Annotated in this window: 23 protein-coding genes; 13 read left to right on the forward strand and 10 right to left on the reverse strand. The window is 64.2% G+C overall.

Annotated elements, in window-relative coordinates; genetic code table 11:
• Window positions 1–103 precede the first annotated feature (103 nt).
• The 5 genes from glnA to ACSSV3_RS05265 all read right to left on the reverse strand — a co-directional run bounded on the left by glnA (window position 104) and on the right by ACSSV3_RS05265 (window position 4,936).
• Complete coding sequence (gene glnA, locus ACSSV3_RS05245; protein ID WP_354322713.1) at window positions 104–1,513, reverse strand: type I glutamate--ammonia ligase; 1,410 nt, start codon at window positions 1,511–1,513, stop codon at window positions 104–106.
• 79 nt (window positions 1,514–1,592) lie between these two features.
• Window positions 1,593–1,931 carry a P-II family nitrogen regulator gene (locus ACSSV3_RS05250; RefSeq protein WP_354322715.1) on the reverse strand — a complete coding sequence of 113 codons (339 nt, stop codon included), beginning with the start codon at window positions 1,929–1,931 and terminating at the stop codon, window positions 1,593–1,595.
• Between the two features lie 199 nt (window positions 1,932–2,130).
• Window positions 2,131–3,066, reverse strand: coding sequence for an N-acetyl-gamma-glutamyl-phosphate reductase (argC, locus tag ACSSV3_RS05255; protein WP_354322717.1), 936 nt, complete (start codon window positions 3,064–3,066; stop codon window positions 2,131–2,133).
• Between the two features lie 3 nt (window positions 3,067–3,069).
• Window positions 3,070–3,432 (reverse strand): hypothetical protein, encoded by a 363-nt coding sequence (locus tag ACSSV3_RS05260; RefSeq protein ID WP_354322719.1) that lies wholly within the window; start codon window positions 3,430–3,432, stop codon window positions 3,070–3,072.
• A gap of 106 nt (window positions 3,433–3,538) precedes the next feature.
• Window positions 3,539–4,936, reverse strand: a complete 1,398-nt coding sequence (locus tag ACSSV3_RS05265; protein WP_354322721.1) for a leucyl aminopeptidase family protein — start codon at window positions 4,934–4,936, stop codon at window positions 3,539–3,541.
• A 221-nt stretch (window positions 4,937–5,157) separates the two neighbouring features.
• Between ACSSV3_RS05265 and map the strand changes: the two genes are divergently transcribed.
• The gene (gene map, locus ACSSV3_RS05270) at window positions 5,158–5,985 is read left to right on the forward strand and encodes a type I methionyl aminopeptidase (protein WP_354322723.1); all 828 of its coding nucleotides are present in this window, start codon (window positions 5,158–5,160) and stop codon (window positions 5,983–5,985) included.
• A 267-nt stretch (window positions 5,986–6,252) separates the two neighbouring features.
• Here the strand turns inward: map and ACSSV3_RS05275 are convergent, their stop codons facing one another.
• The gene (locus ACSSV3_RS05275; RefSeq protein WP_354322725.1) at window positions 6,253–6,903 is read right to left on the reverse strand and encodes a heme exporter protein CcmB; all 651 of its coding nucleotides are present in this window, start codon (window positions 6,901–6,903) and stop codon (window positions 6,253–6,255) included.
• Window positions 6,900–7,511, reverse strand: a complete 612-nt coding sequence (gene ccmA / locus ACSSV3_RS05280) for a heme ABC exporter ATP-binding protein CcmA (protein WP_354322726.1) — start codon at window positions 7,509–7,511, stop codon at window positions 6,900–6,902. The genes ACSSV3_RS05275 and ccmA overlap by 4 nt, the downstream gene beginning before the upstream one ends.
• Window positions 7,512–7,575: 64 nt before the next feature.
• On the opposite strand from ccmA, the gene ACSSV3_RS05285 reads away from it, so the two are divergent.
• Window positions 7,576–7,875 carry a 4a-hydroxytetrahydrobiopterin dehydratase gene (locus ACSSV3_RS05285; RefSeq protein ID WP_354322728.1) on the forward strand — a complete coding sequence of 100 codons (300 nt, stop codon included), beginning with the start codon at window positions 7,576–7,578 and terminating at the stop codon, window positions 7,873–7,875.
• Window positions 7,876–8,007: 132 nt separating this feature from the next.
• Here the strand turns inward: ACSSV3_RS05285 and ACSSV3_RS05290 are convergent, their stop codons facing one another.
• From ACSSV3_RS05290 to ACSSV3_RS05300, 3 genes are all read right to left on the reverse strand, one after another.
• Window positions 8,008–8,820, reverse strand: coding sequence for an SDR family oxidoreductase (locus ACSSV3_RS05290; RefSeq protein WP_354322730.1), 813 nt, complete (start codon window positions 8,818–8,820; stop codon window positions 8,008–8,010).
• An 83-nt stretch (window positions 8,821–8,903) separates the two neighbouring features.
• The gene (locus tag ACSSV3_RS05295; protein ID WP_354322732.1) at window positions 8,904–10,979 is read right to left on the reverse strand and encodes a S9 family peptidase; all 2,076 of its coding nucleotides are present in this window, start codon (window positions 10,977–10,979) and stop codon (window positions 8,904–8,906) included.
• A gap of 89 nt (window positions 10,980–11,068) precedes the next feature.
• Window positions 11,069–11,686, reverse strand: a complete 618-nt coding sequence (locus tag ACSSV3_RS05300; RefSeq protein WP_354322734.1) for a DNA-3-methyladenine glycosylase family protein — start codon at window positions 11,684–11,686, stop codon at window positions 11,069–11,071.
• Window positions 11,687–11,793: 107 nt separating this feature from the next.
• Between ACSSV3_RS05300 and ACSSV3_RS05305 the strand changes: the two genes are divergently transcribed.
• From ACSSV3_RS05305 to ACSSV3_RS05355, 11 genes are all read left to right on the forward strand, one after another.
• Window positions 11,794–12,111, forward strand: coding sequence for a 2Fe-2S iron-sulfur cluster-binding protein (locus ACSSV3_RS05305; protein ID WP_354322735.1), 318 nt, complete (start codon window positions 11,794–11,796; stop codon window positions 12,109–12,111).
• A 24-nt stretch (window positions 12,112–12,135) separates the two neighbouring features.
• On the forward strand, window positions 12,136–12,507 hold the full coding sequence (locus ACSSV3_RS05310; protein WP_354322737.1) for a DUF1905 domain-containing protein: 372 nt from the start codon (window positions 12,136–12,138) through the stop codon (window positions 12,505–12,507).
• Window positions 12,508–12,566: 59 nt separating this feature from the next.
• Window positions 12,567–13,595: a cysteine synthase A gene (locus tag ACSSV3_RS05315; protein WP_354322739.1), complete on the forward strand. Its 1,029-nt coding sequence runs from the start codon at window positions 12,567–12,569 to the stop codon at window positions 13,593–13,595.
• Window positions 13,592–14,026 (forward strand): hypothetical protein, encoded by a 435-nt coding sequence (locus tag ACSSV3_RS05320; protein ID WP_354322741.1) that lies wholly within the window; start codon window positions 13,592–13,594, stop codon window positions 14,024–14,026. Before ACSSV3_RS05315 ends, ACSSV3_RS05320 begins: the two co-directional genes overlap by 4 nt.
• On the forward strand, window positions 14,007–14,786 hold the full coding sequence (locus tag ACSSV3_RS05325; RefSeq protein WP_354322743.1) for a motility-associated ABC transporter substrate-binding family protein: 780 nt from the start codon (window positions 14,007–14,009) through the stop codon (window positions 14,784–14,786). The genes ACSSV3_RS05320 and ACSSV3_RS05325 overlap by 20 nt, the downstream gene beginning before the upstream one ends.
• 351 nt (window positions 14,787–15,137) lie before the next feature.
• Window positions 15,138–15,632, forward strand: coding sequence for a division/cell wall cluster transcriptional repressor MraZ (locus tag ACSSV3_RS05330; RefSeq protein ID WP_354322745.1), 495 nt, complete (start codon window positions 15,138–15,140; stop codon window positions 15,630–15,632).
• Entirely contained in the window at window positions 15,632–16,573 is a 942-nt protein-coding gene (rsmH, locus tag ACSSV3_RS05335) for a 16S rRNA (cytosine(1402)-N(4))-methyltransferase RsmH (RefSeq protein ID WP_354323023.1), read from the forward strand. Before ACSSV3_RS05330 ends, rsmH begins: the two co-directional genes overlap by 1 nt.
• Window positions 16,570–17,106, forward strand: a complete 537-nt coding sequence (locus ACSSV3_RS05340) for a hypothetical protein (RefSeq protein WP_354322747.1) — start codon at window positions 16,570–16,572, stop codon at window positions 17,104–17,106. Before rsmH ends, ACSSV3_RS05340 begins: the two co-directional genes overlap by 4 nt.
• A 5-nt stretch (window positions 17,107–17,111) precedes the next feature.
• A complete protein-coding gene (locus tag ACSSV3_RS05345) occupies window positions 17,112–18,827 on the forward strand; it encodes a peptidoglycan D,D-transpeptidase FtsI family protein (RefSeq protein WP_454184767.1) in 1,716 nt (571 codons plus the stop codon).
• Window positions 18,827–20,314: a UDP-N-acetylmuramoyl-L-alanyl-D-glutamate--2,6-diaminopimelate ligase gene (locus tag ACSSV3_RS05350; RefSeq protein ID WP_354322750.1), complete on the forward strand. Its 1,488-nt coding sequence runs from the start codon at window positions 18,827–18,829 to the stop codon at window positions 20,312–20,314. Before ACSSV3_RS05345 ends, ACSSV3_RS05350 begins: the two co-directional genes overlap by 1 nt.
• A complete protein-coding gene (locus ACSSV3_RS05355; RefSeq protein WP_454184762.1) occupies window positions 20,281–21,792 on the forward strand; it encodes a UDP-N-acetylmuramoyl-tripeptide--D-alanyl-D-alanine ligase in 1,512 nt (503 codons plus the stop codon). Before ACSSV3_RS05350 ends, ACSSV3_RS05355 begins: the two co-directional genes overlap by 34 nt.
• The last annotated feature ends 12 nt before the right edge of the window (window positions 21,793–21,804 follow it).

Raw genomic sequence — 21,804 nt, forward strand, 5'->3', positions numbered from 1 at the left:
GAGAAAGGGGTGACATTTGAGAAAAAGGGCCGCCCGGATCACCGGACGGCCCATTGCATTTTACCAGACTGCCTCTGCCCGTGGCGGGTTGAGAGGCGCAAAATCACATCGAATAATACATGTCATATTCGACCGGGCACGGGGTGGTTTCGGTGCGCATCACCTCTTCCCACTTCAGTTCAGCATAGGCATCGATCTGATCTTTGGTGAACACGTCGCCCTTGAGCAGGAATTCGTAATCGGCCGCCAGCGAATCGAGTGCTTCACGCAAGGAACCGCACACCGTCGGCACCTCGGCGAGTTCGGCCGGGGGCAGATCATATAGGTTCTTGTCCATCGCCTCGCCCGGGTGGATCTTGTTCTCGATCCCGTCGAGCCCCGCCATCAGCAGCGCCGCATAGCACAGGTAGGGGTTCGCCATCGCGTCGGGGAAACGGAATTCCACGCGCTTGGCTTTGTCGCCCGATCCGTACGGAATGCGGCAAGACGCCGAACGGTTGCGCGCCGAATAGGCCAGCAGCACCGGCGCTTCGAAGCCCGGAACCAGCCGTTTATAGCTGTTTGTGGTCGGGTTGGTGAAGGCATTCAGCGCCTTGGCATGCTTGATCACGCCGCCGATGAAAAACAGGCACATTTCCGACAGGCCAGCATATTCATTGCCGGCAAACATCGGCTTGCCTTCTTTCCAGATCGAGATGTGGGTGTGCATCCCCGACCCGTTATCGTCCTTGATCGGCTTGGGCATGAAGGTTGCGGTCTTGCCATAGGCGTGGGCAACCTGATGCACGACATATTTGTAGATCTGCATCCGGTCGGCGGTCTGCACCAGCGTGCCGAAGGTCAGGCCCAATTCGTGCTGCGCCGCGGCGACTTCGTGGTGGTGTTTGTCACACGGAAGGCCCATTTCGAGCATCGTGGTGACCATTTCGCCGCGGATATCCACGGCACTGTCGACCGGCGCGACCGGGAAGTAACCGCCCTTGGCGCGCGGGCGGTGGCCCATGTTGCCGCCGTCATATTCCTTCGAAGTGTTGCCCGGCAATTCGATATCGTCGATCGCAAAGCCTGAACCGGCATAGCCATCTTCAAACCGCACATCGTCGAACATGAAGAATTCAGCCTCGGGGCCGACATAGACGGTATCACCGATCCCGGTTGATTTCAGGTAGACTTCGGCGCGCTTGGCCGTGGTGCGCGGATCGCGCGCGTACCAATCGCCGGTTGATGGCTCAACAATGTCGCAGTTGATGATCAGCATCGGCGAAGCGCTGAATGGGTCGATCCAGGTTTCGGTCAGATCGGGCTTCAGGATCATGTCGGATTCGTTGATCACCTTCCAGCCTGCGATTGACGAACCATCGAACATCAACCCGTCTTCCAGCTCGTCTTCGCCCATGACGCCGGCGACCATGGTCAGGTGCTGCCACTTGCCCTTGGGGTCGGTGAAGCGCAGATCGATCCACTCGATTTCTTCGTCCTTGATCAGTTTCAGGACGTCTTTTGCTTTTGACATTTGTTTGGTGACTCCGGGTTATTCTGGCGTGTTAGGCAAAGCCGGCCTGCCATTGCGGCAGGCAGGAGAGGGTGGAAAATCAGATCGCATCGTCGTTGGTTTCGCCGGTGCGGATGCGCAGCGCGCTTTCGATCGCGGTGACGAAAATCTTGCCGTCGCCGATGCGGCCGGTCTGCGCGGCGGCGGCGATGGCTTCGACCACACGTTCGGCCTGATCATCGGACACCACCACCTCAAGTTTTACCTTGGGCAGGAAATCGACGACATATTCAGCGCCGCGATAGAGTTCGGTATGGCCTTTCTGGCGGCCAAAACCCTTGGCTTCGATGACGGTGATGCCGGACACGCCGATTTCGTGCAGCGCCTCCTTCACTTCGTCGAGCTTGAAGGGTTTGATGATCGCTTCGATCTTTTTCACGTTTTCCCCATCCGCGCCTGGCTGATTGCTGACCAATTCTTAACAAGAATCGTGCCAAGCATCATGGTGCTCGCATTGAACGATCCTTGCCGCCTGAAGACTCAGGACGAAGGATGTCTTTCGTCGAAGGCCAGCGGTTAGCAAGATTATGGTGCACTGCGCAATGGTGCACAGCATCTGATCGGGGCTTGCCTAAATTTTAAGCAGGCCCGAGGCGCAAGCCGGTGGTTTCGGGCAGGCTGCACATCAGGTTGAGGTTCTGGATCGCCGCGCCCGATGCGCCTTTGCCGAGGTTGTCGAGCACGGCGACAAGGCGGGCGTGCCAGCCCCCGTCGTTGCCAAAGACGTGCAGCGTCATCGAATCGGACGGCGCGGCCGCGCGTTCCAGTAGAATCTCGCCCGCGTCACAATTTTTACTAACCGAAATCACTTCTGATCCGGCGTAGAACTGGCCGAGCGCATCGCGCAATTGGTCGGCGGTCGGCTCACCGCGCATCGCGCCAAGATGCAGTGGCACTTCGACCACCATCCCGCGATAGGCCGGGACGACTGCGGGGGCGAAAATCACGCCATGTTCCAGGCCCGCGTGCAGCTGCATTTCCGGGCGATGTTTGTGCGCCATGTCATACCCATAGGAGCGGAACGCGGGCGCGCCTTCGGCTTCGAACCGGGCAATCAAGGCATTGCCGCCGCCCGAATATCCGCTCACCGCGTTGACGGTATAGGGCCAGTCGACGGGCAACAAACCCGCGCGCACCAGCGGCGCGATTAGCGCGAGGAAGCCGGTGGGATAACAGCCGGGATTGCTCACCAACCGCGCGTTGGCGATGGCAGAGCGCCCGATGATTTCGGGGAAACCGTAAGTCCACCCCTCGGCCACGCGGTGCGCCGATGAGGCGTCGATGATGCGGGTGCCAGACCCTTCAGCCAGCTTCACCGCCTCTTTCGCGGCCTCATCCGGCAGGCACAGAATCGCAATATCGGCGGCGTGGAGCGCATCGCGGCGCGCGGCTTCGTCCTTGCGCTGGGCATCGTTGAGCACGATCAGATCGAACTCATCGCGCCCCTGCAACCGCTCGCGAATCTCAAGGCCGGTGGTGCCTGCCGCACCGTCGATGAACAGGCGGATCGCCATGGCCTACGCGCCTTCCGGGGCGAGTTCGCCCGTCCGGCACCAGCCTGCGGGGCCGTGCGGGCCGGGGCAGCCCCATACCCATCCGCCAGCGACATCGAGCAATTCGAACCTTGTGCCGGGGGCAAGCTGCGCAAACACCTCGCTATCATCGCGCGGGGCGATCCGCAGGCCTGCGCCAGCTTCGCCCACCACGCGCACCTGCGGGATCACGTAATGCGCGGCGAGATGCGTTCCGGCGAGCGCGATATGCGCCAGATCCCCGCGCAGCGGCAGCGCGCCGGGCGCAGGCTTTTCGACCGGGCCTTTCAGACCCAGCACGCCCGCAGGCACAGCGTATTCCGTTTCCTCGCGCGTCGCGCCGCTCATTTGCGTTCCGTCAGCTAAAGTCGGTGTGGCCGCGCTTTCCCCGGCGGCGGCGTGGGAGGCCCGTTAGCGACAAGTCGCGATCAGAGCAAGCGGGCGGCCATCACCGTCACCCGTCATAACGCGCCTTAATCGCGTGCCAGGCAGCGCGCAGCCCCAAACCGCGCCCGCCGCGCGCGCGTCCGGGCTTGGGCGCGGGGTTCCACGCGAAGGTATCGAAATGCACCCAGTCCAGCCCTTCTGTCACGAACCGGTCGAGGAACAATCCAGCGACGCTCGCCCCGGCAAAGGGATTGGCCGAGGCGTTGGTCATATCGGCGACGTCCGATGATAGGTATTCGCGGTAAGCCTCGGGCAGGGGCAGGCGCCAGGGCGGATCATCATTGGCTGTGCCCGCCGCCAGAAACGCCTCCGCCGTTGCGTCACTGCGCGCCATCATCGCCGGATAATCGGGGCCAAGCGCCACCCGCGCCGCGCCGGTCAGCGTGGCAAAATCGACGATCAGATCGGGGTTCTCCTCGCTCGCGCGGGTCAGCGCATCGCCGAGGATCAGCCGCCCTTCGGCATCGGTATTGTGGATCTCAACCGTCAGGCCCTGACGGCTCTTGAGCACATCGCCGGGGCGGAAGGACGAACCCGAAATCGCGTTTTCCACCGCCGGGATCAGCAGATGCAGCCGCACCTTCAGCCCCGCGCCCATGATCAGATCGGCCAGCGCCAGCGCGTGGGCCGCGCCGCCCATGTCCTTCTTCATCAGCCGCATTCCTGACGACGGCTTGATATCCAGCCCGCCAGTATCGAAACTCACCCCCTTGCCCACGATGGCGAGCACCGGGTCGCTGTCCTTGCCCCACACAAGGTGCATCAGCCGCGGCGCATGGTGGCGCGTGGCGGCGCGCCCGACCGCATGAACCATCGGATAGCCTTGTTCCAAAGCATCGCCGCGCACGACGGTGAGCTGCGCCTTGTGCGCCTTGGCAAGCCGCTCGCACTCGGCCTCCAGCGCGGCTGGCCCCATGTCTTCGGGCGGGGTGTTGACCAGATCGCGCACCAGACATTCGGCCTCGGCCTCGGCTGTGACAGCGCCGATTTGCCCGACCTGCGTGGTCAGTAGCACCCGCGCGCCTACCGGCTTGTCATCGCTGCGATAGCGGGCAAAGCGATATTGCCCGGTGATCCAGCCGAACATCGCCGGGCCGGGGCCAGAACCTTCAGCGCCATTCGCCACACGATAGGTTCCCTCGGGCAGGTCTTCCGCCAGCTTGGCAAGGCACCAGCTCGACAGGCTTTCGGGGTCGGCAACCCCGCCCACCGCGAACCAGCTATCGCCATCGGGGACGATCCCGACCTGATAGCCGCCGCCTTCAAACTTCTGGCCCGCAAGGCTTGCCCGCTGGCCAGCCGACAGGGTCTTGGTGAAGGCGGCAAAGCCATCCTTGTTCACCAGATGGATGGCAATCGCGTCGGCTCCGCGATCGGGCTGGATCAGTGCTTTGGGTTTGCTCATGCCTGTTTCATAATCGCGGCTGGCGGCTTGTCACCCATAGATTGAGATTGCCCGGCAGCGCGATGGCGGCAAGCCGAATGTTTCACGTGAAACATTGACCAAGGCGGGCCTAGAAGGGGTCTAGCCGGGGTCTGGGCGGAAGTTTGGGCGCAGATGACGTGGCCGCTGGCCCATGCGCGTGAAATGTAGCTTTTCGCCGCGCGCGGCGCTATATGGCCGCTATGCACCAATACCAACTCGTTGACAGCGATCAGACCGTTTACCGCGACGGCACCATCAAACTGCATGGGCCAGAAGGCTTTGACGCGATGCGCAAGGCGGGGCGGCTGGCCGCCGAAATCCTTGATGCCTGCGTTGATCTGGTCAGGCCCGGCGTTACTACCGGCAGCATCGACGATGCGATCCGGGGTATGATGCTGGATGCAGGCGCGGTGCCCGCGACGCTCGGCTATCGCGGCTATGCGCATTCGTCGTGCATTTCGATCAACCACGTGATCTGCCACGGCATTCCGGGTGACAAGGTGTTGAAGGATGGTGACATTCTCAACATTGACGTGACCCCGCTGGTCGATGGCTGGCACGGCGACACATCGCGGATGTTCTACGCGGGTGAGCCGTCGTTGAAGGCGAAGAAGCTGGTCGAAGTCACCTATGAATGCCTGATGCTGGGCATCGCGGCAGCACAACCCGGCGCGCGGCTGGGCGATATCGGCGCGGCGATTGAAGCCCACGCCAACCAATTCCGTTACGGCGTGGTGCGCGAATTTTGCGGCCACGGCGTCGGCCGCCTGTTCCACGACGCGCCCGAAGTGGTCCACGCGGCCAAGGCCGGGACGGGGCCGGAATTGAAGCCGGGGATGTTCTTCACCATCGAACCGATGATCAACCTCGGCAAGCCTTGGGCCAAGGTGCTGGGCGATGGCTGGACCGCGGTGACGCGCGACAAGTCGCTGAGCGCGCAGTTCGAACATTCGATTGCGATCACCGACACGGGCAACGAGATTTTCACGAAAAGCCCGACGGGTCGGGATTGCCCGCCTTACGTTTAGGTTTTTCGCACGCCCCTCCGGGCGCGCGATCCTCGCTAGACGGGCAGCAAAGCTGCCCCCGCTGCGGGCGGGCGCCCCATCTCTTTGGCGCCCTTGCGGCCCTGAGGGCCGAGACAACACTGCGTCATCCCGGACTTGATCCGGGATCCCGCTTCCTTTTGATCTCCGGGCAGCGACAATGCGCGATCTGATCGAGAATGCGAGCCGCCAATTGTTCCCGCGTTGAATAAGCTGGACCCCGGATCAAGTCCGGGGTGACGATGGTAGTCAGTTCTCCCGCGCCGCGCGGATTGCGGCTCCGGCGGCAAATGGGGCGATGGCCACCAGCGCTAGGCTGATTGCGGCGACGAAGCCGAGGCTGACCTGATCCTGACGCGCCAGCGCGCCCGCGCCGAAAATCAGGATCGGCAGCGCAAGCGGGATCAGCAGCAGGCCGGACAGTGCCGCGCCTGCGCGCAAGGAGGCGGTGAGCGCGGCGATCATCAACCCGATTGCCGCCAGCCCCGGTGTCCCGACCAGCAGGCCTACAGCCAAAATCTGCAAGGTCTCGCCCTCGATCTTCAGCAGCGCCGCCGCGGGGAAGGTCGCCAGTACCAGCGGCGGGCCAAAGCTGAGCCAGTGGGCGATCAGCCGCACTGCCATCATCGCTTCTTCCGCCATGCCACGCAGTTTCAACTGGTCGAAGAAACCGAGTTCAATATCGCGCGCCACCAGCTTTTCCAGCGGCAGGATCGCCGCCAGCAGCGCCGCGATCCACACCACCCCGCCGCCCGTCCGCGCCAGCAGATTGGCATCCGGCCCAACCGCGAAGGGGAACAGCATCGCCACCGCGACGAAGAACACCACCGGCAGGGCTGCACCACTTCCCGTGAAGGGGAAGAGTTGCGCCAGATCGCGTTTGAGAAGCGCGGCGATCATGCGCCGTGCTCCTGAGGCGCGAAGTCCTCGATGGCGAAACTCGTCATCCTCGGCACATCGAGCATCTGGTGCGATGCGATCAGCGCGATCCCGCCGCCATCGCGGTGTTCGCGCACCAACGCGCTGACGAGCGTCTGCGAGGCGGCGTCGAGGCCCGACAACGGCTCATCCAGCAGCCAGATTTGCGCCTGCTGGCCGACCAGGCGGGCGAGCGCGGCGCGCTTCTTCTGCCCGGTCGAAAGAAACCGCACCGGCACTTCGAGCAGGCCGCCCAGACCGAGCCGATCACAGCAGCTTTCCAGCGCGAGGAACCCGGCCCGGTCGATCTGCGCCCAGAACGCCAGCGCGCGGCCCAATGGCAGATCGGGATCAAGCCCGCTGGCTTCATCGAGCAACCCCAGCGCGCCCTCGCGCCGAACCTCACCCGCATAGGGCGTCATCAGCCCCGCCAGCGCGCGGATCAGCGTGGTCTTGCCCGTGCCATTCGCGCCCGTCACATGGCACGCCGCGCCAGCTTCCAAGGCGAAGGACAGCCGCCGGAACAGCAACCGCTCACCCCGCCGACAGGCGAGGTCATGCACAGACAGGGCGGGCGAGGGTGCTTGCATTGGCTTGCCGCGTTAGGGAAAAGAGCGCCTGCAAACAAGCGACACCCAACAAGGAACCTGCGCCATGGCCGTCCCCGAACTCGACCCCAGCGAAATCGAACAACTCCTCGCCGATCATCCTGCATGGAGCCTGACGCGCGATGGCAAGGCGATCACCCGCACGTTCCAGTTCAATGATTTCTCTGAGGCCTGGGGCTTCATGAGCCGCGTCGCCCTGCTGGCCGAGGCGCAGGATCACCACCCCGAATGGTTCAACGTCTATGCCAAGGTCGAAGTGACCCTGACCACGCATGATGCCGGGCCAAGCGGCGGCTTGTCCCACCGCGACGTGCGGCTGGCGCACGCGATTGATGCGCTTTTGTGATTTCGCACGCCGTCCGGCGTGCGGTATCCTCGCTCATGCGACCTGAAGGTCGCATCGCTGCGGGCGGCCAGTCGGCCTTGCGGTCGCTGGCGCGACCGTTTCAGCACTACCCGGTTGCATCCGTCGCTTAACTTACTTCCCCAGCAACCCCTGCCGCCCGGCGGCGCGTTGCTGTTTGCGCACCTTGCCGGGCATCCAGCGCTTGGCAAAGGCCAGCTGGCGCGCGGTCTTGCCGACCAGATAGTGCAGATCATCACCGTGGACCGCGTTCCACACCGCCTCGGCGACCTGCTCTACCGGAGTGATTTCCAGCCCTGCGGCTTTGACCCGCGTGCGGATATCCTCGTTGGCGTTGCGATTGCCGGTGCCATCCAGCAGCGGGGTATCGATGAAGCTGGGGCAGATCGAGGAGACTTTGATCCCGTCCGGCGCCCATTCGGCATCAAGGCTTTCGGCAATCCCGCGCACCCCGAACTTTGTCGCGCTGTAAACGCTCATCCCGCTGCCGCCGTTAAGCCCCGCCGCGCTGGCGATGTTGACCAGCGCCGATCCGGGCGCGCTTGCCTTGAGATAGGGGTAGGCCGCCTGCGCGCCATACAGCACCCCGCGCAGATTGATGTCGAGGCAGGAGTCGATCTCGTCCTTGCTCAATTCGGCCAAAGCGCCGCCGGTGCCGATCCCGGCATTGTTGATCATCGCGTCAATCCGCCCGCCTGCCGCGGCGGCAAAGGCCGCCAGCACATCGTCCCAAGCCGCGCGGTCACGCACATCAAGCCGGTGCGCGAATTTTGCATCGCCATCGATCAGGGATAGCGTTTCAGCCATCCCGGCTTCGTTGACATCGGCAATCCCGACAAACCACCCGTGCGCGCCGAAATGTAGCGCGACGGCGCGGCCAATGCCCGATGCCCCGCCGGTGATGAAGATGCTGCGCTGCTGTGCCATATGATCCCTCTCGATTGCGTTTTGCAACCTGTGTAGAGCGGTCTGCGGCGCTTGTCAGCAGTGCGAATGCAGCGTCCCCGGGGCTATCCCCCGCGCGTTGCCTCAAGGCCCTGCACGTGCTGTGCGCCTTCGACGATCTGCGCGCTTGACGGCACCAGCGCATCGCCCAGCGGTTCAGCCCGCCCGCCAAGACATTCGGCGAGGAAATTTTCAGCGATGGCGTAGAAGGCAATGCTGTTTTCGGGGCGGGCAAAGCCGTGGCCTTCATCCGGATACAGCACATAGGTCACTGGTATCCCGGCGGATGTCATGGCGCTGACGATCTGATCGCTTTCCGCCTGTTTGACGCGCGGATCATTCGCGCCTTGCGCGATCAGCAACGGCTTGATGATCTGGTCAGCCTTGTAAAGCGGGCTGGCGGCGCGCAGCAAGGCGCGGCCTTCTTCGGTATTGGGGTCGCCCATGCGTTCGTGGAAGGTCTTGACCACCGGTGCCCAATAGGGCGGGATGGTTTCCAGCAGGGTTTGAAGGTTCGACGGGCCAACAATGTCGACCCCGCAGGCAAAGGTTTCGGGCGTGAACGCCAGCCCCGCCAGCGTGGCATAACCACCATAGGAACCGCCCATGATCGCCACCTTGTCGGCCTGCGCAATGCTCTTGCCGATCGCCCATTGGGTCGCGTCGATCAGGTCATCGTGCATCTTCAGGCCCCACTGCTTGTTGCCTGCATTGATGAAGTCCTTGCCGAACCCCGTCGAGCCACGGAAATTGACGCTGAGTACCGCGTAACCGCGATTGGCGAGCATTTGGTGGGTAGAATTGAAGCCATAGGTATCGCGCCCCCACGGCCCGCCATGCACCAGCAACACCATCGGCACCGGGCTGTCCGGGCGGCCATCGCCATCGGCATCGCTGCCCGGCGGCAAGGTGAGGTAGGATGGCAGGGTAAGCCCATCGCGGCTGGGGATTTCCAATCCGTGCATCACTTGCAACGGCATCCCGGCCAGCGCGGGCCGCGACGTGTAAAACGGGGTCAGCGTTTTGGCGGTGCGATCATAGATGTAGGTCGATACCGGCTGGGTCAGCGGATCATTCCAGACGATCCATGTCTGGTCATCATCGGTGCGGCTGGAGACGCCGAAATCGCCGTCCAGTCGTTCGCCCAGCCATGCCAGCGCAGCGCCGATATCAGGATCGATCGCAGTCCATTCGGTCTTGAGGTAATCGACCGCATAGGCCTGCACCTCGCCTGTCAGCGGATCGCGCATGGTGCTGACGATATCGGCCTTGGCATCTTCGGCAATCACCCGCTTTGCGCCGGTCGATGTGTCTTGCGCAAACACGGCGGCGGTGTTGCGCCCGCGGCTGTCGATCCAATACAGCGTGGCACCATCAGTGGTGTATCCGGCGGGCATGGTGGTGAGCGCATCCTCCATCGCCGTGGTCTCGAACGGCTCAGCCGCGACAACATCATTTTCAACGCTGAAATAATCAGTTCCCCCCGCCGCGTTCTGGCGCATCGCCATGCGCAAGGTCAGGCTGTCATCGGCCATGAACCGGGCGTAGGAATTATTCTGCAGCACCAACGAAAGCGCGCCAGTCGTCAGATCAAGCAGGTGGACATCGTGCCAGCGCGGATCGCGGTTGTTGATGCCGATCAGCAGCTTGTCCTTGTGGGTGGTCGACCCGCCGACGATCTGAACCCGCGTGTTTTCAAATGGGGTCAGCGTGGTTTCTGCGCCACTGGCGATATCGATGCGGTAAAGCAGGAAATTTTCGTCCCCGCCCTTGTCTTGGATATACAATACGCCGCGCGAATCCGGCGACCAGAAATGCTGGCGGATCGGACGGTCAGTCGCGCTGGTGATCGCGCGCGCAGCGGCCGGATCATCGGCCGGAGCGACCCAGATATTGAGTACCCCGTCCTTCGGCGCGAGCCAGCTGAGCCATTGGCCATCCGGGCTGATCTGCCCTGCCGCACGGGTCGGGTTGCCGAACAGGGCACTGCGCGCGATCAGCGGGGCGGTTTGCGTTTGGGCGGTCATTGCGGTTCCATCAGTGGCGGTGTGATTATTGGCAAGAACAGCAGCAGGCAGCGCCACAATGCTCGCCGCTACGGTGGTCAGGAAACGGGCCCGCGTGCGTGTGAATGGCGACATGACTGCTTTCTCCCGATCAGAGCCGGACAGGCTAAGTGTGTTGCATACGTAATACACAAAGACAGTAAGCGCAAGCGCTGGGATGTGCCTTACAATGCCGGGTTGGCGTAGAAATGCCACGTAAAGATCGCCATGCTGCCGCGCTGCGGGGCCCAGCGTTCGGCAAGCTGGCGGGTGGCCTTTTCCGCCGGGCGTTCGGGCAGATCGAGCAAGCGTTTCACCCCTTCCTGCACCGCCAGATCGCCCGCAGGCCAGATATCGGCGCGGCCTTCGGCGAACAGCAGGTAGATTTCGGCTGACCAGCGCCCGATGCCCTTGATCCGGGTGAGGTGTGCGATCGCGTCCTCATCGTCGGCAGGCAGTCCGCCCAAATCAAGTTCGCCAGCCTCAACCAATTCGCACAAGGATCGCGCATAGCCCTGTTTCTGATGCGATAGCCCGCAGGCGCGCAGGGTATCGAAATCGCGGGCGAGCAGGCAGGCCGGGGTGAAATCCGCGCCCAGTTCGGCCTCCAGCTTGCGCCACATCGAAGCCGCCGCCGCAACCGAGACTTGCTGGCCGACGATGGTGCGCAGCAGCGTCTTGTACCCGCGTTCCCGCAGGCGCGGTTCGGGATAGCCGATCCGTTCAAGCGCACTCGCCAGCTGCGGCTCGCGCAGCGCCAGCGCGCCCAGATCCGCGCGCAATCGTTCCGCCGTCAGCCCCACTGCCACTTTCCTTAACTTGCCTTGCGCTTCAGACTATCTTAGCAGCCCGCCAAACACCCTCACAGCGCACTCCCTTGCGCGCAATAGCCCAAAAGGAAGTTTGATCCATGCCCAGACTGGTCGTCACCAACCGCGAAGGCGAAACCAGCGAGATTTCCGTCGGCGATGGCCTGACCGTGATGGAAGCGATCCGCGACAATGGTTTTGATGAACTGCTGGCGCTGTGCGGCGGGTGTTGTTCGTGCGCGACGTGTCATGTCCATGTTGATCCGGCCTTCGCCGACAAGTTGCCGAAAATGAGCGAGGACGAGGATGATCTGCTCGAATCCTCCGATCACCGCGCGGCGACCAGCCGGTTGTCGTGCCAGATTGCCCTCACCGCCGATCTTGATGGTCTGCACGTCACGATTGCACCGGAAGATTGATCGCGGGGCGTTGGGAGCAGGCCGGTGGACGATGATCTGGCCCGTTTCCTGCGCGAAGAACTGGGCCATGCGCCCACCGGCTCTGCGGGGCCGTGGCGGGTGTGCGGGACGGTGTGGCTGTGGCAGGGCAGCGCTGGCGCTGCAACCAAAGGCAGCTGGTTTTTCCTGACCATCGACGGCGAGACGGCGGCCGCGATCCGCGCCCACGCTGTCAATGCCGCGGCCTGGGGATCGGTGTATGTCGTGGCGACGATTGGCGCGACGACATGGCGAACGTCGCTGTTCCCTTCCAAAGCGGCCGGTGGCTGGTTGCTGCCGCTAAAGGCCGCAGTGCGCAAGGCAGAGGGGATAGACGAAGGCCTTGCGGTCGAGGCCATGCTCGCGCTGGCATCCTGATCGCTGGACGCGCGCCTTGACCGTTGCGGCGAGCGGCGCGAGCGACTAATCCCTGACGCATGAACATTACCCGCCCCTTTGGCGATACGCTCGCCCTGATCGGTAACACCCCGATGGTAAGGCTTGCCGGCCCCAGCGCGGTGGCGGGCTGCGACATCTGGGGCAAGTGCGAATTCGCCAACCCCGGATCGTCGGTCAAAGACCGCGCGGCCTTGTGGATCATCCGCGATGCCGAGGCGCGCGGCGAATTACTGCCCGGCGGCACTGTGGTTGAAGGCACGGCGGGGAACACCGGGATCGGCATCGCGCTGGTCGCCAATGCGCGCGGTTACAAGACGATTATCGTCATGCCCGACAACCAGTCGCAGGAGAAGATGGACACGCTGCGGGCGCTGGGTGCGCAGCTGGTGCTGGTGCCGCCGACCAAATTCGCCAATCCCGGCCATTTCGTCCACACCTCGCGCCGCTTGGCCGAAGAAACGCCCGGTGCGGTGTGGGCCAACCAGTTCGACAATATCGCCAACCGCCGCGCCCATATCGAAGGCACCGCGCCCGAAATCTGGAAGCAGCTGGGCGGGCGCATCGATGGCTTCACCTGCGCGGCGGGCACCGGCGGAACGATTGCGGGTGTGGGCCTTGGCCTGAAAGCGCAGGACGAAAATATCCGCATCGCGTTGACCGACCCGCACGGCGCGGCACTGTATAATTACTACGCTCACGGCGAATTGCAGGCAGAAGGCTCCTCGGTTGCCGAAGGGATCGGGCAGGGGCGCATCACCGCCAATCTCGAAGGTGCAGTGATCGACACGCAATACCGCATCAGCGACGAAGAAGGCCTGATGTGGGTCGCGCGGTTGTTGAAGGATGAAGGCCTGTGCCTTGGCCTGTCATCGGGGATCAATGTGGCCGGTGCGGTAATGCTGGGCAAGGAGTTGGTAGCCGAAGGGCGCGCCAATCCGCAGGTGGCGACGATCCTTTGCGATACGGGCTTTCGTTATCTTTCAACGCTCTATAATCCAGAATGGCTGGCGGCCAAGGGCCTGCCGGTGTTCGATTGGCTGGTAAGCGCGCAGGAGAGCGGCGCATGACCGGGCCTTCGCTGCTTGATCGGTTGCGGGGCATGAACCAGCGCAGCCTGTTCGGGCCGGGAAGCGGTCGTCGCGGCCTGTTTTCCGATGAGCCGGGCGAGGGCGAAGGCCCCGCACCCGCGAGCCAAACGCGCGCCGAGGCGATCCAGCGGCTGCAGGTCGGGCTGTTCGGGATTGGCGCGATGGTGCTGCTTGTCGGGTTGGCGAGCATCATCGGCAGCCAGGCCGATCTGGCCGATGAAGCCGCCGTGCCTGATGCTGCACCGACTACCGAGCCAAGCCCCGCGCCATCGCAGGCCAATCCGCTCGCCGATGCCGGGGTGGTGCCCGATATTACGCTTGAGCCAAGCCCCACGCCATCACCCACCCCGCTCGACCTGCCGCCGCCACCGCGCCCATCCGGTTCGGGCAATGCCGCGCCGTCGCAGTAATCGCGGCCATGTGCTGGCGGCGATGCTGCTGGCGATGGCCGGATGCAACCCTGCGCCGACCGACGAGACGGGTGCAGCGCAATCGCCGCAGCAGACGATCGGATTGATGACCAGCCTGCCGCTATATTGGCCTGAGGGGGCGCAGCTGCACGAACTGGCCGCCGGAAACACCGCGCCGCCATGGCAGCGCCAAGCGATTGAGGCACGCTATCGGATTGCCCCGCTCGACACGCTCTCCCCCATTCCTGCGCTCCCCCCGGATGCGGCCGAGGTTGATCCGCTGGCCGGACTTGCACGGCTGGCAGTGATCCAGCCGCGCGGATTGTCGCCTGCGGATAATGTCGCGCTGGATGCATGGGTGCGGCGCGGGGGGCGGTTATTGCTGGTGCTCGATCCGGCGCTGACGGGGGATTACGATGCGCCGCTGGGCGATCCGCGCCGTCCGGTGGATGGCGCGCTGATCCCGCCCGTGGTGGCACGCTGGGGGCTGGCGATCAGCTTTGACGAAGGCCAGGAACTGGCAGTCACCACCACGACGCTGGCAGGCGGGCAATTGCCGCTGGCGCTGGCGGGGCGCATTGCCATCACCGATCCCGGCGTGGCTGATTGCACGCGGCTGGCCGCAGGTGCAGCGGCAAGCTGCCGGGTGGGCAAGGGCCGGGTGATGGTGATCGCCGATGCGGCGCTGTTCGAGCATCCGGAACTGGCGGGCGAAGGCGGGGAGCGGCTGCACGAAGTGCTGGCCGCCGCGCTGGATTAACCACCCTTGGGGAAATCGCGGGAGCAGTCAGACTCGGAGTCGCGACGCCCGGCAAAACCACCACAAATCGGCTGATTCGCGTGCGTGTCACGGGGAGATATCGCGTCAATCACCTGCCGAGTGAGCGCCCTGATATTGGCATTAATCAATTAAAAACAATATTATAGCAAGTTATCCCGCATTTTCCCGTAAAAATCCCTTCCATCTCCGTGTCTTCCCCGATATTACCGGGGGGTATCAGACATGCTTGCTCGCACCGCGCCCGGCTGATGGGCGTCGGCGCACCGCTCGCGCTTGCGCGGGCGGCGGGGAAGAAGGCGTGTTGCACAGGGCGAGAGGGGATCAGGGAGGGTGTCTGCGTTTGGAGGATATAGCGGCCAAGCCTACTCGCCTTCGGGCGATAAGGGCCGCTTTGTCCTGCCGCCCGCCTTCCGCAAGGCTGTAAAGGAAAGTTCAGGCGGCAACCGCATCCTGTGCCTTGCCGCGCATGACCGGTTCGATTGCCTGATCGGGTTCGGCCTGTCGCGCACTGACAAACTCAACCAGCAACTCGAACGCGAAGAAGAACGCGCGATCCGGTTGGGCGATGCCGATTTCGACCGCGATGTCCGCGCCCAGCAGCTCTTCGGCTTTGAACAGCTCCCCTTCGACGACAGCGGGCGCTTCATCATGCCCGAACATCTGCGCGATCTCGGCAAGGTTGGCGATGGGCTTTATTTTCAGGGCGCGGGCGATTTCTTCTTCGTCTGGAACCCGGCCGAACTCGCGCGGATGGACCCCGCGTGGAAGGGCGCGCAGGCCGCTTGCGCCAAGCTGATCGCCGCCGCAAACAAGGGGGCGGCGTGATGGTCGACGCTCCGCACATCCCCGTGCTGCTCGGCGAAGTGATCGCGGCGATCAAGCCTGCCCCCGGCATGACCATCATCGATGCGACCTTCGGCGCGGGCGGCTATACGCAGGCGCTGCTCGATGCGGGTGCGCAGGTGCACGCGTTTGATCGTGATCCCGATGCCATTGCTGCCGGGCAGGTGATGGTGGCGCAATATCAAGGCCGCCTCGCGCTTCACCCGGCGCGCTTTTCCGCGATGCGCGAAGAATTGGCGCGGCTCGGCATTGCGCAGGTCGATGCGGTGGTGATGGATATCGGCGTGTCCTCGATGCAGCTTGATCAAGGCGACCGGGGCTTTGCCTTCATGCACGATGGCCCGCTCGATATGCGGATGAGCCGGGATGGCGAAAGCGCGGCCGATTTCCTCAACACAGCCGATGAAGAAGCAATTGCGAACGTGCTCTATCGTTACGGCGAAGAACGCCAGTCGCGCCGCGTCGCCCGCGCGATTGTCGCTGCGCGCCCGCTGGCGACCACCGGCGAACTCGCCCGCGTGGTGCGCCGCGCGCTGGGCCACAAGCCGCACGACAAGAAAGACCCCGCCACCCGCACGTTTCAGGCGGTGCGTATCCATGTGAACGATGAATTGGGCGAGCTCGAAGCTGGCCTTGCCGCGGCCGAGGCGCTGCTGGGCGAAGGCGGGGTGTTGGCGGTGGTCAGTTTTCACAGCCTTGAAGACCGCATCGTCAAACACTTCCTGCGTGAACGCAGCGGCGCGGGGCGTTCCGTATCGCGCCACCTGCCCGGCGAAATCCCCGGCCCGCCGCCGACCTTCGCCAACCTGTCAAAGGGCATCCGTCCGACCGAAGCGGAACTTGCCCGCAACCCGCGTGCCCGTTCATCCACCTTGCGCCATGCAATCCGCACCGGCGCGCCAGCCAGGAGCATTGCAGCATGATCAGCAGCACTCAGGCAAGGTCGCTGGGATGGATGGCGGTGCTGGCGGTTTGTTTTGCGCTGGTCGTCATCCTCAGCTTCAAGGTTCATGCGGTCAAAAGCCAAGTGCTGCTGGCCGAACGCCAGGTGATCGCGCTGCAACGCGAGACGCTGCTGCTGGAAACCGAATTCCAGACCCGCGCCAGCCAGCGCCAGCTTGCCATGTGGAACACTGTCGAATTCGGTTACGCCGCCCCGCGTGCCGGGCAATTTCTTGATGGCGAACGTCAGCTTGCCAGCCTTGGCCAGCGGCCCGGCCCGAATGCGCCCGCACCGATCCGCCTTGCGCGGGCGGACATCCCCGATGGGAGCCTTGCCGCCGAAGCCCCGATGCGTTCACCAGTGTCGGGCGCGACCGTCACGCTCGCCTCGGCCGTCGGCGAAAGGGGCGCGGGCGAAGTGTTCAGCGATGCCTTTGGCGATTTCCTGATCGAAGCCTCCCCGATCCGCGCCGCGCAGGCCCAAACCATCTCCGCCAAGGGTGTTGGCGAATGAACACCATGACTGCCACCACGGCAGTCCCTTCAATTCCGGCTGGCCGCTTGCAGAGTGTCAATCTGCGGGCGCAATTATTGTGGACGGCCCGGTTCCGGGTGCTGTGGATCTTTGCCGCATTTGCCCTGATTACGCTGATCGCGCTGTTGCGGATCGCTTCTTTGGGGCTGGCCGGGCAAACCCCGCAGCGCACCAGCCTGCAGGACGCCTTGCTGCCTTCGCGCGGTGAGATTACCGATCGCAATGGTGCCCCGCTGGCACGCGCATTTCCGGCCTATGCCTTGTGGTTCGATCCCAAGGCAATGGGCGATGTTGGCGCGCCGCTGGTGCGCAGCCCGCAGGACGTGGCGCGCGAATTGAAGGCGATTTTCCCCGATATCGACGAAGCCCGCATGGCCAGCCGCCTGGCATCGGGCCGGGCGGGCTATCTGCGCCGCCGCCTGCTGCCCGAAGAGGCCAACAAGGTGTTTGCGCTGGGCGAAATCGCGCTGGAAATCCCGCGTGAGACTGATCGTTACTATCCCCAAGGCACGCTGGCAGCCCATGTGCTGGGCTATGTCGTCGAAGGCAAGGGCGGTCAGACCGGGATGGAGCAGGTGCTCGATGCGCGGCTCAGCAATCCCGATACGCGCGCAGAGCCGGTGGCGCTGTCGATCGATGTGCGGGTGCAGGGCGCGCTTGAAGATGAATTGCGGCGCGGGATGCTGGCAACCAACGCGATTGGCGCAGCGGGGATCGTGCTGGATGTCGATACCGGCGAGGTGATGGCGATGGCCTCCTTGCCCGAATTCGATCCCAATACCGCGGGCGCAGCCGGGGCCGAAAACGGGTTCAACCGTGTCACCAACGGGGTTTATGAACTGGGTTCGACCTTCAAACCGCTGAGCATTGCCGCCGCGATTGATGCAGGCGTGGTGCGCGATTTGGGCAAACCATGGAATGCCGCCCCGATTTCAGTTGGCCGCAGCACGATAAGGGATCTCAGGCCCAAGGGCGAAACGCTCAATGTCCCGCAGGCGCTGGTTTATTCCTCCAACACCGTGACCGCGCGGGTGGCGGATGAACTCGGCGCCGAACGCCTGCGCCGCACCATGATCGATCTGGGCATGGACAGCCGCCCGTTTATCGACCTGCCCGCGCGCGGGTTTCCGTTGTGGCCCAAGGGCAAGTGGACCCGCATCACCAACATGACCGTCAGCTATGGTCACGGCCTCGCCGTCACGCCGCTGCATCTGGCAAGCGCCTATGCCGCGATGGTCAATGGCGGGATCTGGCGTCCGTCGACGCTGATGAAGCTTGATCCGGCCGATGTGCCGCGTGGGCGGCGGGTGTTCAAGGAATCGACCTCGTCGCGGATGCGGCAGATGCTGCGGATGATCTCGCTTTATGGCACTGGCAGGAACGCCGATGCGCCGGGATACCGGGTCGGAGGCAAGACTGGCTCGGCCGAGAAAGCTTCGGGCGGGGGGTATAACAAAACCTCGCTGGTATCATCCTTCGCTGCTGCGTTTCCCATGGATGCGCCGCGATATGTGGTGGTGATCGTGATCGATGAGCCCAAAGGCACAGTGGCATCATCATTCCAGCGCACCGCCGCGTTCAACGCCGCGCCGGTGGTGGGCCGGCTGGTGCCGCGCATCGGCCCGATGCTGGGGGTGCAGCCCGATGAGCGGCGCGATGTCGATATTTCCGATCTGCAATATCTGGTGGACAAGCACTGATGCGGCTGGCCGACCTGATGCAGCGCGCGGGGATTGCGCCGGGCGGGGCGGGCGATGTCAGCGTCACCGGCTTTGCGATCGATCACCGCAAGGTTGCCCCCGGCACGGTGTTCGGCGCGTTTCAGGGCGCGGCGGTCAATGGTGAGGATTTCATCGCCGCCGCGATTGAGGCGGGCGCGGTCGCCATCGTCGCCCGGCCCGAAGCGCGGGTTGCAGGCGCGCTCCACATTGCCGATGCGCAGCCGCGCCGCGCCTTTGCGCAGCTGGCGGCGGGGTTCTTTGCCCCGGTGCCGCACACCATCGTGGCGGTAACGGGCACCAACGGCAAAACCTCGTGCGTGGAAATGACGCGGCAAATCTGGCGCATGGCGGGCGAACGCGCGGCGAGCATCGGGACGCTGGGGGTGACCACCCCCGATGGCTCGGTTTCGACCGGGCTGACCACCCCCGACATCGTCACCTTCCTCAGCAATATGAGCGGGCTGGCGCGTGAAGGCGTGACCCATGTGGCGTTTGAGGCATCAAGCCACGGCCTGTCCCAATACCGCAACGAAGGGCTGTGTGTGGCAGCCACCGCCTTCACCAATTTCAGCCGCGATCACCTCGATTACCATGGCACGATGAAGGGCTATTTCGCGGCCAAGATGCGGCTGTTTACCGAAGTCGCCGCACCCGGAACCCCGGCGGTGATCCATGATGCGGGCGATGGTTCGAAATGGACAGCACAGGCGATCGCCACCGCCTCAGCGCGCGGCTTGGATGTGTGCACCGTGGGTGAGGGCGGCAGTTTTTTGCGGCTCGTCAACCGGGAACCCGGCCATCTTGGCCAGACGCTGGTGATTGCGCATGGCGATGAGACGCGCTCGGTCAATCTCCCGCTGATCGGTGCCTATCAGGCTGCCAATGCGCTGGTTTCCGCCGGACTGGCGCTGGCGACGGGGATCGCGCCTGCTTCGGTGTTCGATGCACTCACCCGCCTGCAACCGGTGCGCGGGCGGCTGGAACGCGCCGCGCTCAACCCTGCCGGTGCGCCTGCCTATGTCGATTATGCCCACACCCCCGATGCGCTGGAGGCCGCGATTGCCGCGCTCCGCCCCCACGTGGCAAGCGGCGGCCGGTTGATCGTGGTGTTCGGCGCGGGCGGTGATCGTGACACCGGCAAACGCGCGTTGATGGGCGAAGTCGCCGCGCGCATGGCTGATCTTGCCATCATCACCGATGATAACCCCCGCAGCGAAGACCCCGCCGCAATCCGCGCCGCCATCATGGCCGGAGCAGGCGGATCAGCGCGCGAAATCGGTGATCGCCGCGCCGCCATCGCCGCCGCAGTTGGGGAAGCCGGGCCACGCGACATTGTGCTGATCGCTGGCAAAGGGCACGAGCAGGGACAAATATTCGGGTCTGGAGAAACTATGCGGATCGAAGCCTTCGATGATGTCGAGGTCGCGCGCCAATGCGCCGCGTTTGGTGGGAGCGCGCCGCGATGAATGCGCTGCACCCGATGCTGCGCCAATGGCCCGTTGCCGCGCGCGATGCCCTGCAACACGCATTGTGGAGCGCTGCTGAAATCGAAGCGGCGACGGGCGGGATTGCCAGCCACGATTTTCAGGCCGCGGGCGTCGAAATGGATTCGCGCGATGTCAAACCGGGCGATGTGTTCGTGGCGCTGCGCGGCGAAGCGATGGACGGTCACAAGTTCATCACTCAGGCCTTTGAAAAGGGCGCGGTTGCCGCGATTGTCGATCGTCCGGTCGATTTTCCCCACGTGCTGGTCGCAGATACAACCGCCGCGCTCCACGCGCTCGCCCACGCCGCGCGGGATCGGGCTGCGACGGTGCGGATTGCGATCACTGGATCGGTCGGCAAGACCGGGGTGAAGGAAGCGATTTTCGCCTGTCTTGACCGCGCCAGCCGCGGCGCAGCGCATCGCTCTGTGCGTAGCTACAACAACCATGTCGGTGTACCGCTCAGTCTTGCGCGGATGCCTGCGCGGGCCAAGTTCGGCGTGTTCGAAATGGGGATGAACCACGCGGGCGAAATCGCGCCGCTGGCCGATCATGTGCGCCCGCATATCGCGTTGATCACCACCATCGCGCCCGCGCATATCGAAAACCTTGGCAGCCTCGAAGCGATTGCCGACGAAAAAGCGCAGATATTTACCGGGCTGGTTCCCGGCGGCACGGCGATTATTCCCGCTGATGCCGAACACGCCGACCGGCTGATCGCCCATGCAAAGGCGTTCGGGGCGAGGGTCATCACGTTCGGGCGCGCAGATGGTGCGGACGTGCGCCTGCTCGATGCGATCCCGGCAGCCAGTGGCGGGGCGCTGGTCACGGCGGATATGGGCGATATCCGGCTGTGCTACACGATTGCCGAACCGGGCGAGCACTGGGTGCTCAATTCGCTTGGCGTGATGGCTGCGGTGCGCGCGGCGGGCGGCGATCTGGCGAGCGCCGGGCTGGCGCTGGCCGAAATGGGCGGGCTGAAGGGGCGCGGTGCGCGCCATACCTTAAATGTGCCCGGCGGCAGCGCGTTGCTGATCGATGAAAGCTACAACGCCAACCCCGCATCAATGCGCGCGACGCTCAAAACACTCGCCGCCACCAACGCCGTCCGCCGCATCGCGGTGCTGGGTAGCATGAAGGAACTGGGCGATTTTGCCCCCGCCTTTCACCGCCAACTGGCCGAGCCCTTGGCCGAAGCCGGGGTGAGCCACGCAATTCTGGTGGGTGACGAGATGCGCGCGCTGGCGGAGGAACTGGGGAAACTGCCCGCCGCCGCGCTTGGCAAGCCCATCACCTTCGCGCATTGCGGAACACCTGCCGAAGCCATCGCGGCGCTCGGGCAATATGGTCTTGCTCCGGGGGACGCGGTGCTGGTCAAGGGTTCCAATTCGGTCGGGTTGGGCCGGCTGGTGACACATTTTACCGATAACGCCCCTGCCGGAACCGCAGCGGGAGGCTGAGGCCCGAAGCAC

The sequence above is a fragment of the Porphyrobacter sp. MBR-49 genome (assembly GCF_053628655.1).

Bases quoted from the DNA above. Each gene is read 5' to 3' on its own strand.
- glnA (WP_354322713.1), bottom strand. From the start codon at position 1,513: ATGTCAAAAGCAAAAGACGTCCTGAAACTGATCAAGGACGAAGAAATC.
- argC (WP_354322717.1), bottom strand. From the start codon at position 3,066: ATGGCGATCCGCCTGTTCATCGACGGTGCGGCAGGCACCACCGGCCTT.
- ACSSV3_RS05260 (WP_354322719.1), bottom strand. From the start codon at position 3,432: ATGAGCGGCGCGACGCGCGAGGAAACGGAATACGCTGTGCCTGCGGGC.
- ACSSV3_RS05265 (WP_354322721.1), bottom strand. From the start codon at position 4,936: ATGAGCAAACCCAAAGCACTGATCCAGCCCGATCGCGGAGCCGACGCG.
- map (WP_354322723.1), top strand. From the start codon at position 5,158: ATGCACCAATACCAACTCGTTGACAGCGATCAGACCGTTTACCGCGAC.
- ACSSV3_RS05275 (WP_354322725.1), bottom strand. From the start codon at position 6,903: ATGATCGCCGCGCTTCTCAAACGCGATCTGGCGCAACTCTTCCCCTTC.
- ccmA (WP_354322726.1), bottom strand. From the start codon at position 7,511: ATGCAAGCACCCTCGCCCGCCCTGTCTGTGCATGACCTCGCCTGTCGG.
- ACSSV3_RS05285 (WP_354322728.1), top strand. From the start codon at position 7,576: ATGGCCGTCCCCGAACTCGACCCCAGCGAAATCGAACAACTCCTCGCC.
- ACSSV3_RS05290 (WP_354322730.1), bottom strand. From the start codon at position 8,820: ATGGCACAGCAGCGCAGCATCTTCATCACCGGCGGGGCATCGGGCATT.
- ACSSV3_RS05295 (WP_354322732.1), bottom strand. From the start codon at position 10,979: ATGTCGCCATTCACACGCACGCGGGCCCGTTTCCTGACCACCGTAGCG.
- ACSSV3_RS05305 (WP_354322735.1), top strand. From the start codon at position 11,794: ATGCCCAGACTGGTCGTCACCAACCGCGAAGGCGAAACCAGCGAGATT.
- ACSSV3_RS05315 (WP_354322739.1), top strand. From the start codon at position 12,567: ATGAACATTACCCGCCCCTTTGGCGATACGCTCGCCCTGATCGGTAAC.
- ACSSV3_RS05320 (WP_354322741.1), top strand. From the start codon at position 13,592: ATGACCGGGCCTTCGCTGCTTGATCGGTTGCGGGGCATGAACCAGCGC.
- ACSSV3_RS05325 (WP_354322743.1), top strand. From the start codon at position 14,007: ATGCCGCGCCGTCGCAGTAATCGCGGCCATGTGCTGGCGGCGATGCTG.
- rsmH (WP_354323023.1), top strand. From the start codon at position 15,632: ATGGTCGACGCTCCGCACATCCCCGTGCTGCTCGGCGAAGTGATCGCG.
- ACSSV3_RS05340 (WP_354322747.1), top strand. From the start codon at position 16,570: ATGATCAGCAGCACTCAGGCAAGGTCGCTGGGATGGATGGCGGTGCTG.
- ACSSV3_RS05345 (WP_454184767.1), top strand. From the start codon at position 17,112: ATGACTGCCACCACGGCAGTCCCTTCAATTCCGGCTGGCCGCTTGCAG.
- ACSSV3_RS05350 (WP_354322750.1), top strand. From the start codon at position 18,827: ATGCGGCTGGCCGACCTGATGCAGCGCGCGGGGATTGCGCCGGGCGGG.
- ACSSV3_RS05355 (WP_454184762.1), top strand. From the start codon at position 20,281: ATGCGCCGCGTTTGGTGGGAGCGCGCCGCGATGAATGCGCTGCACCCG.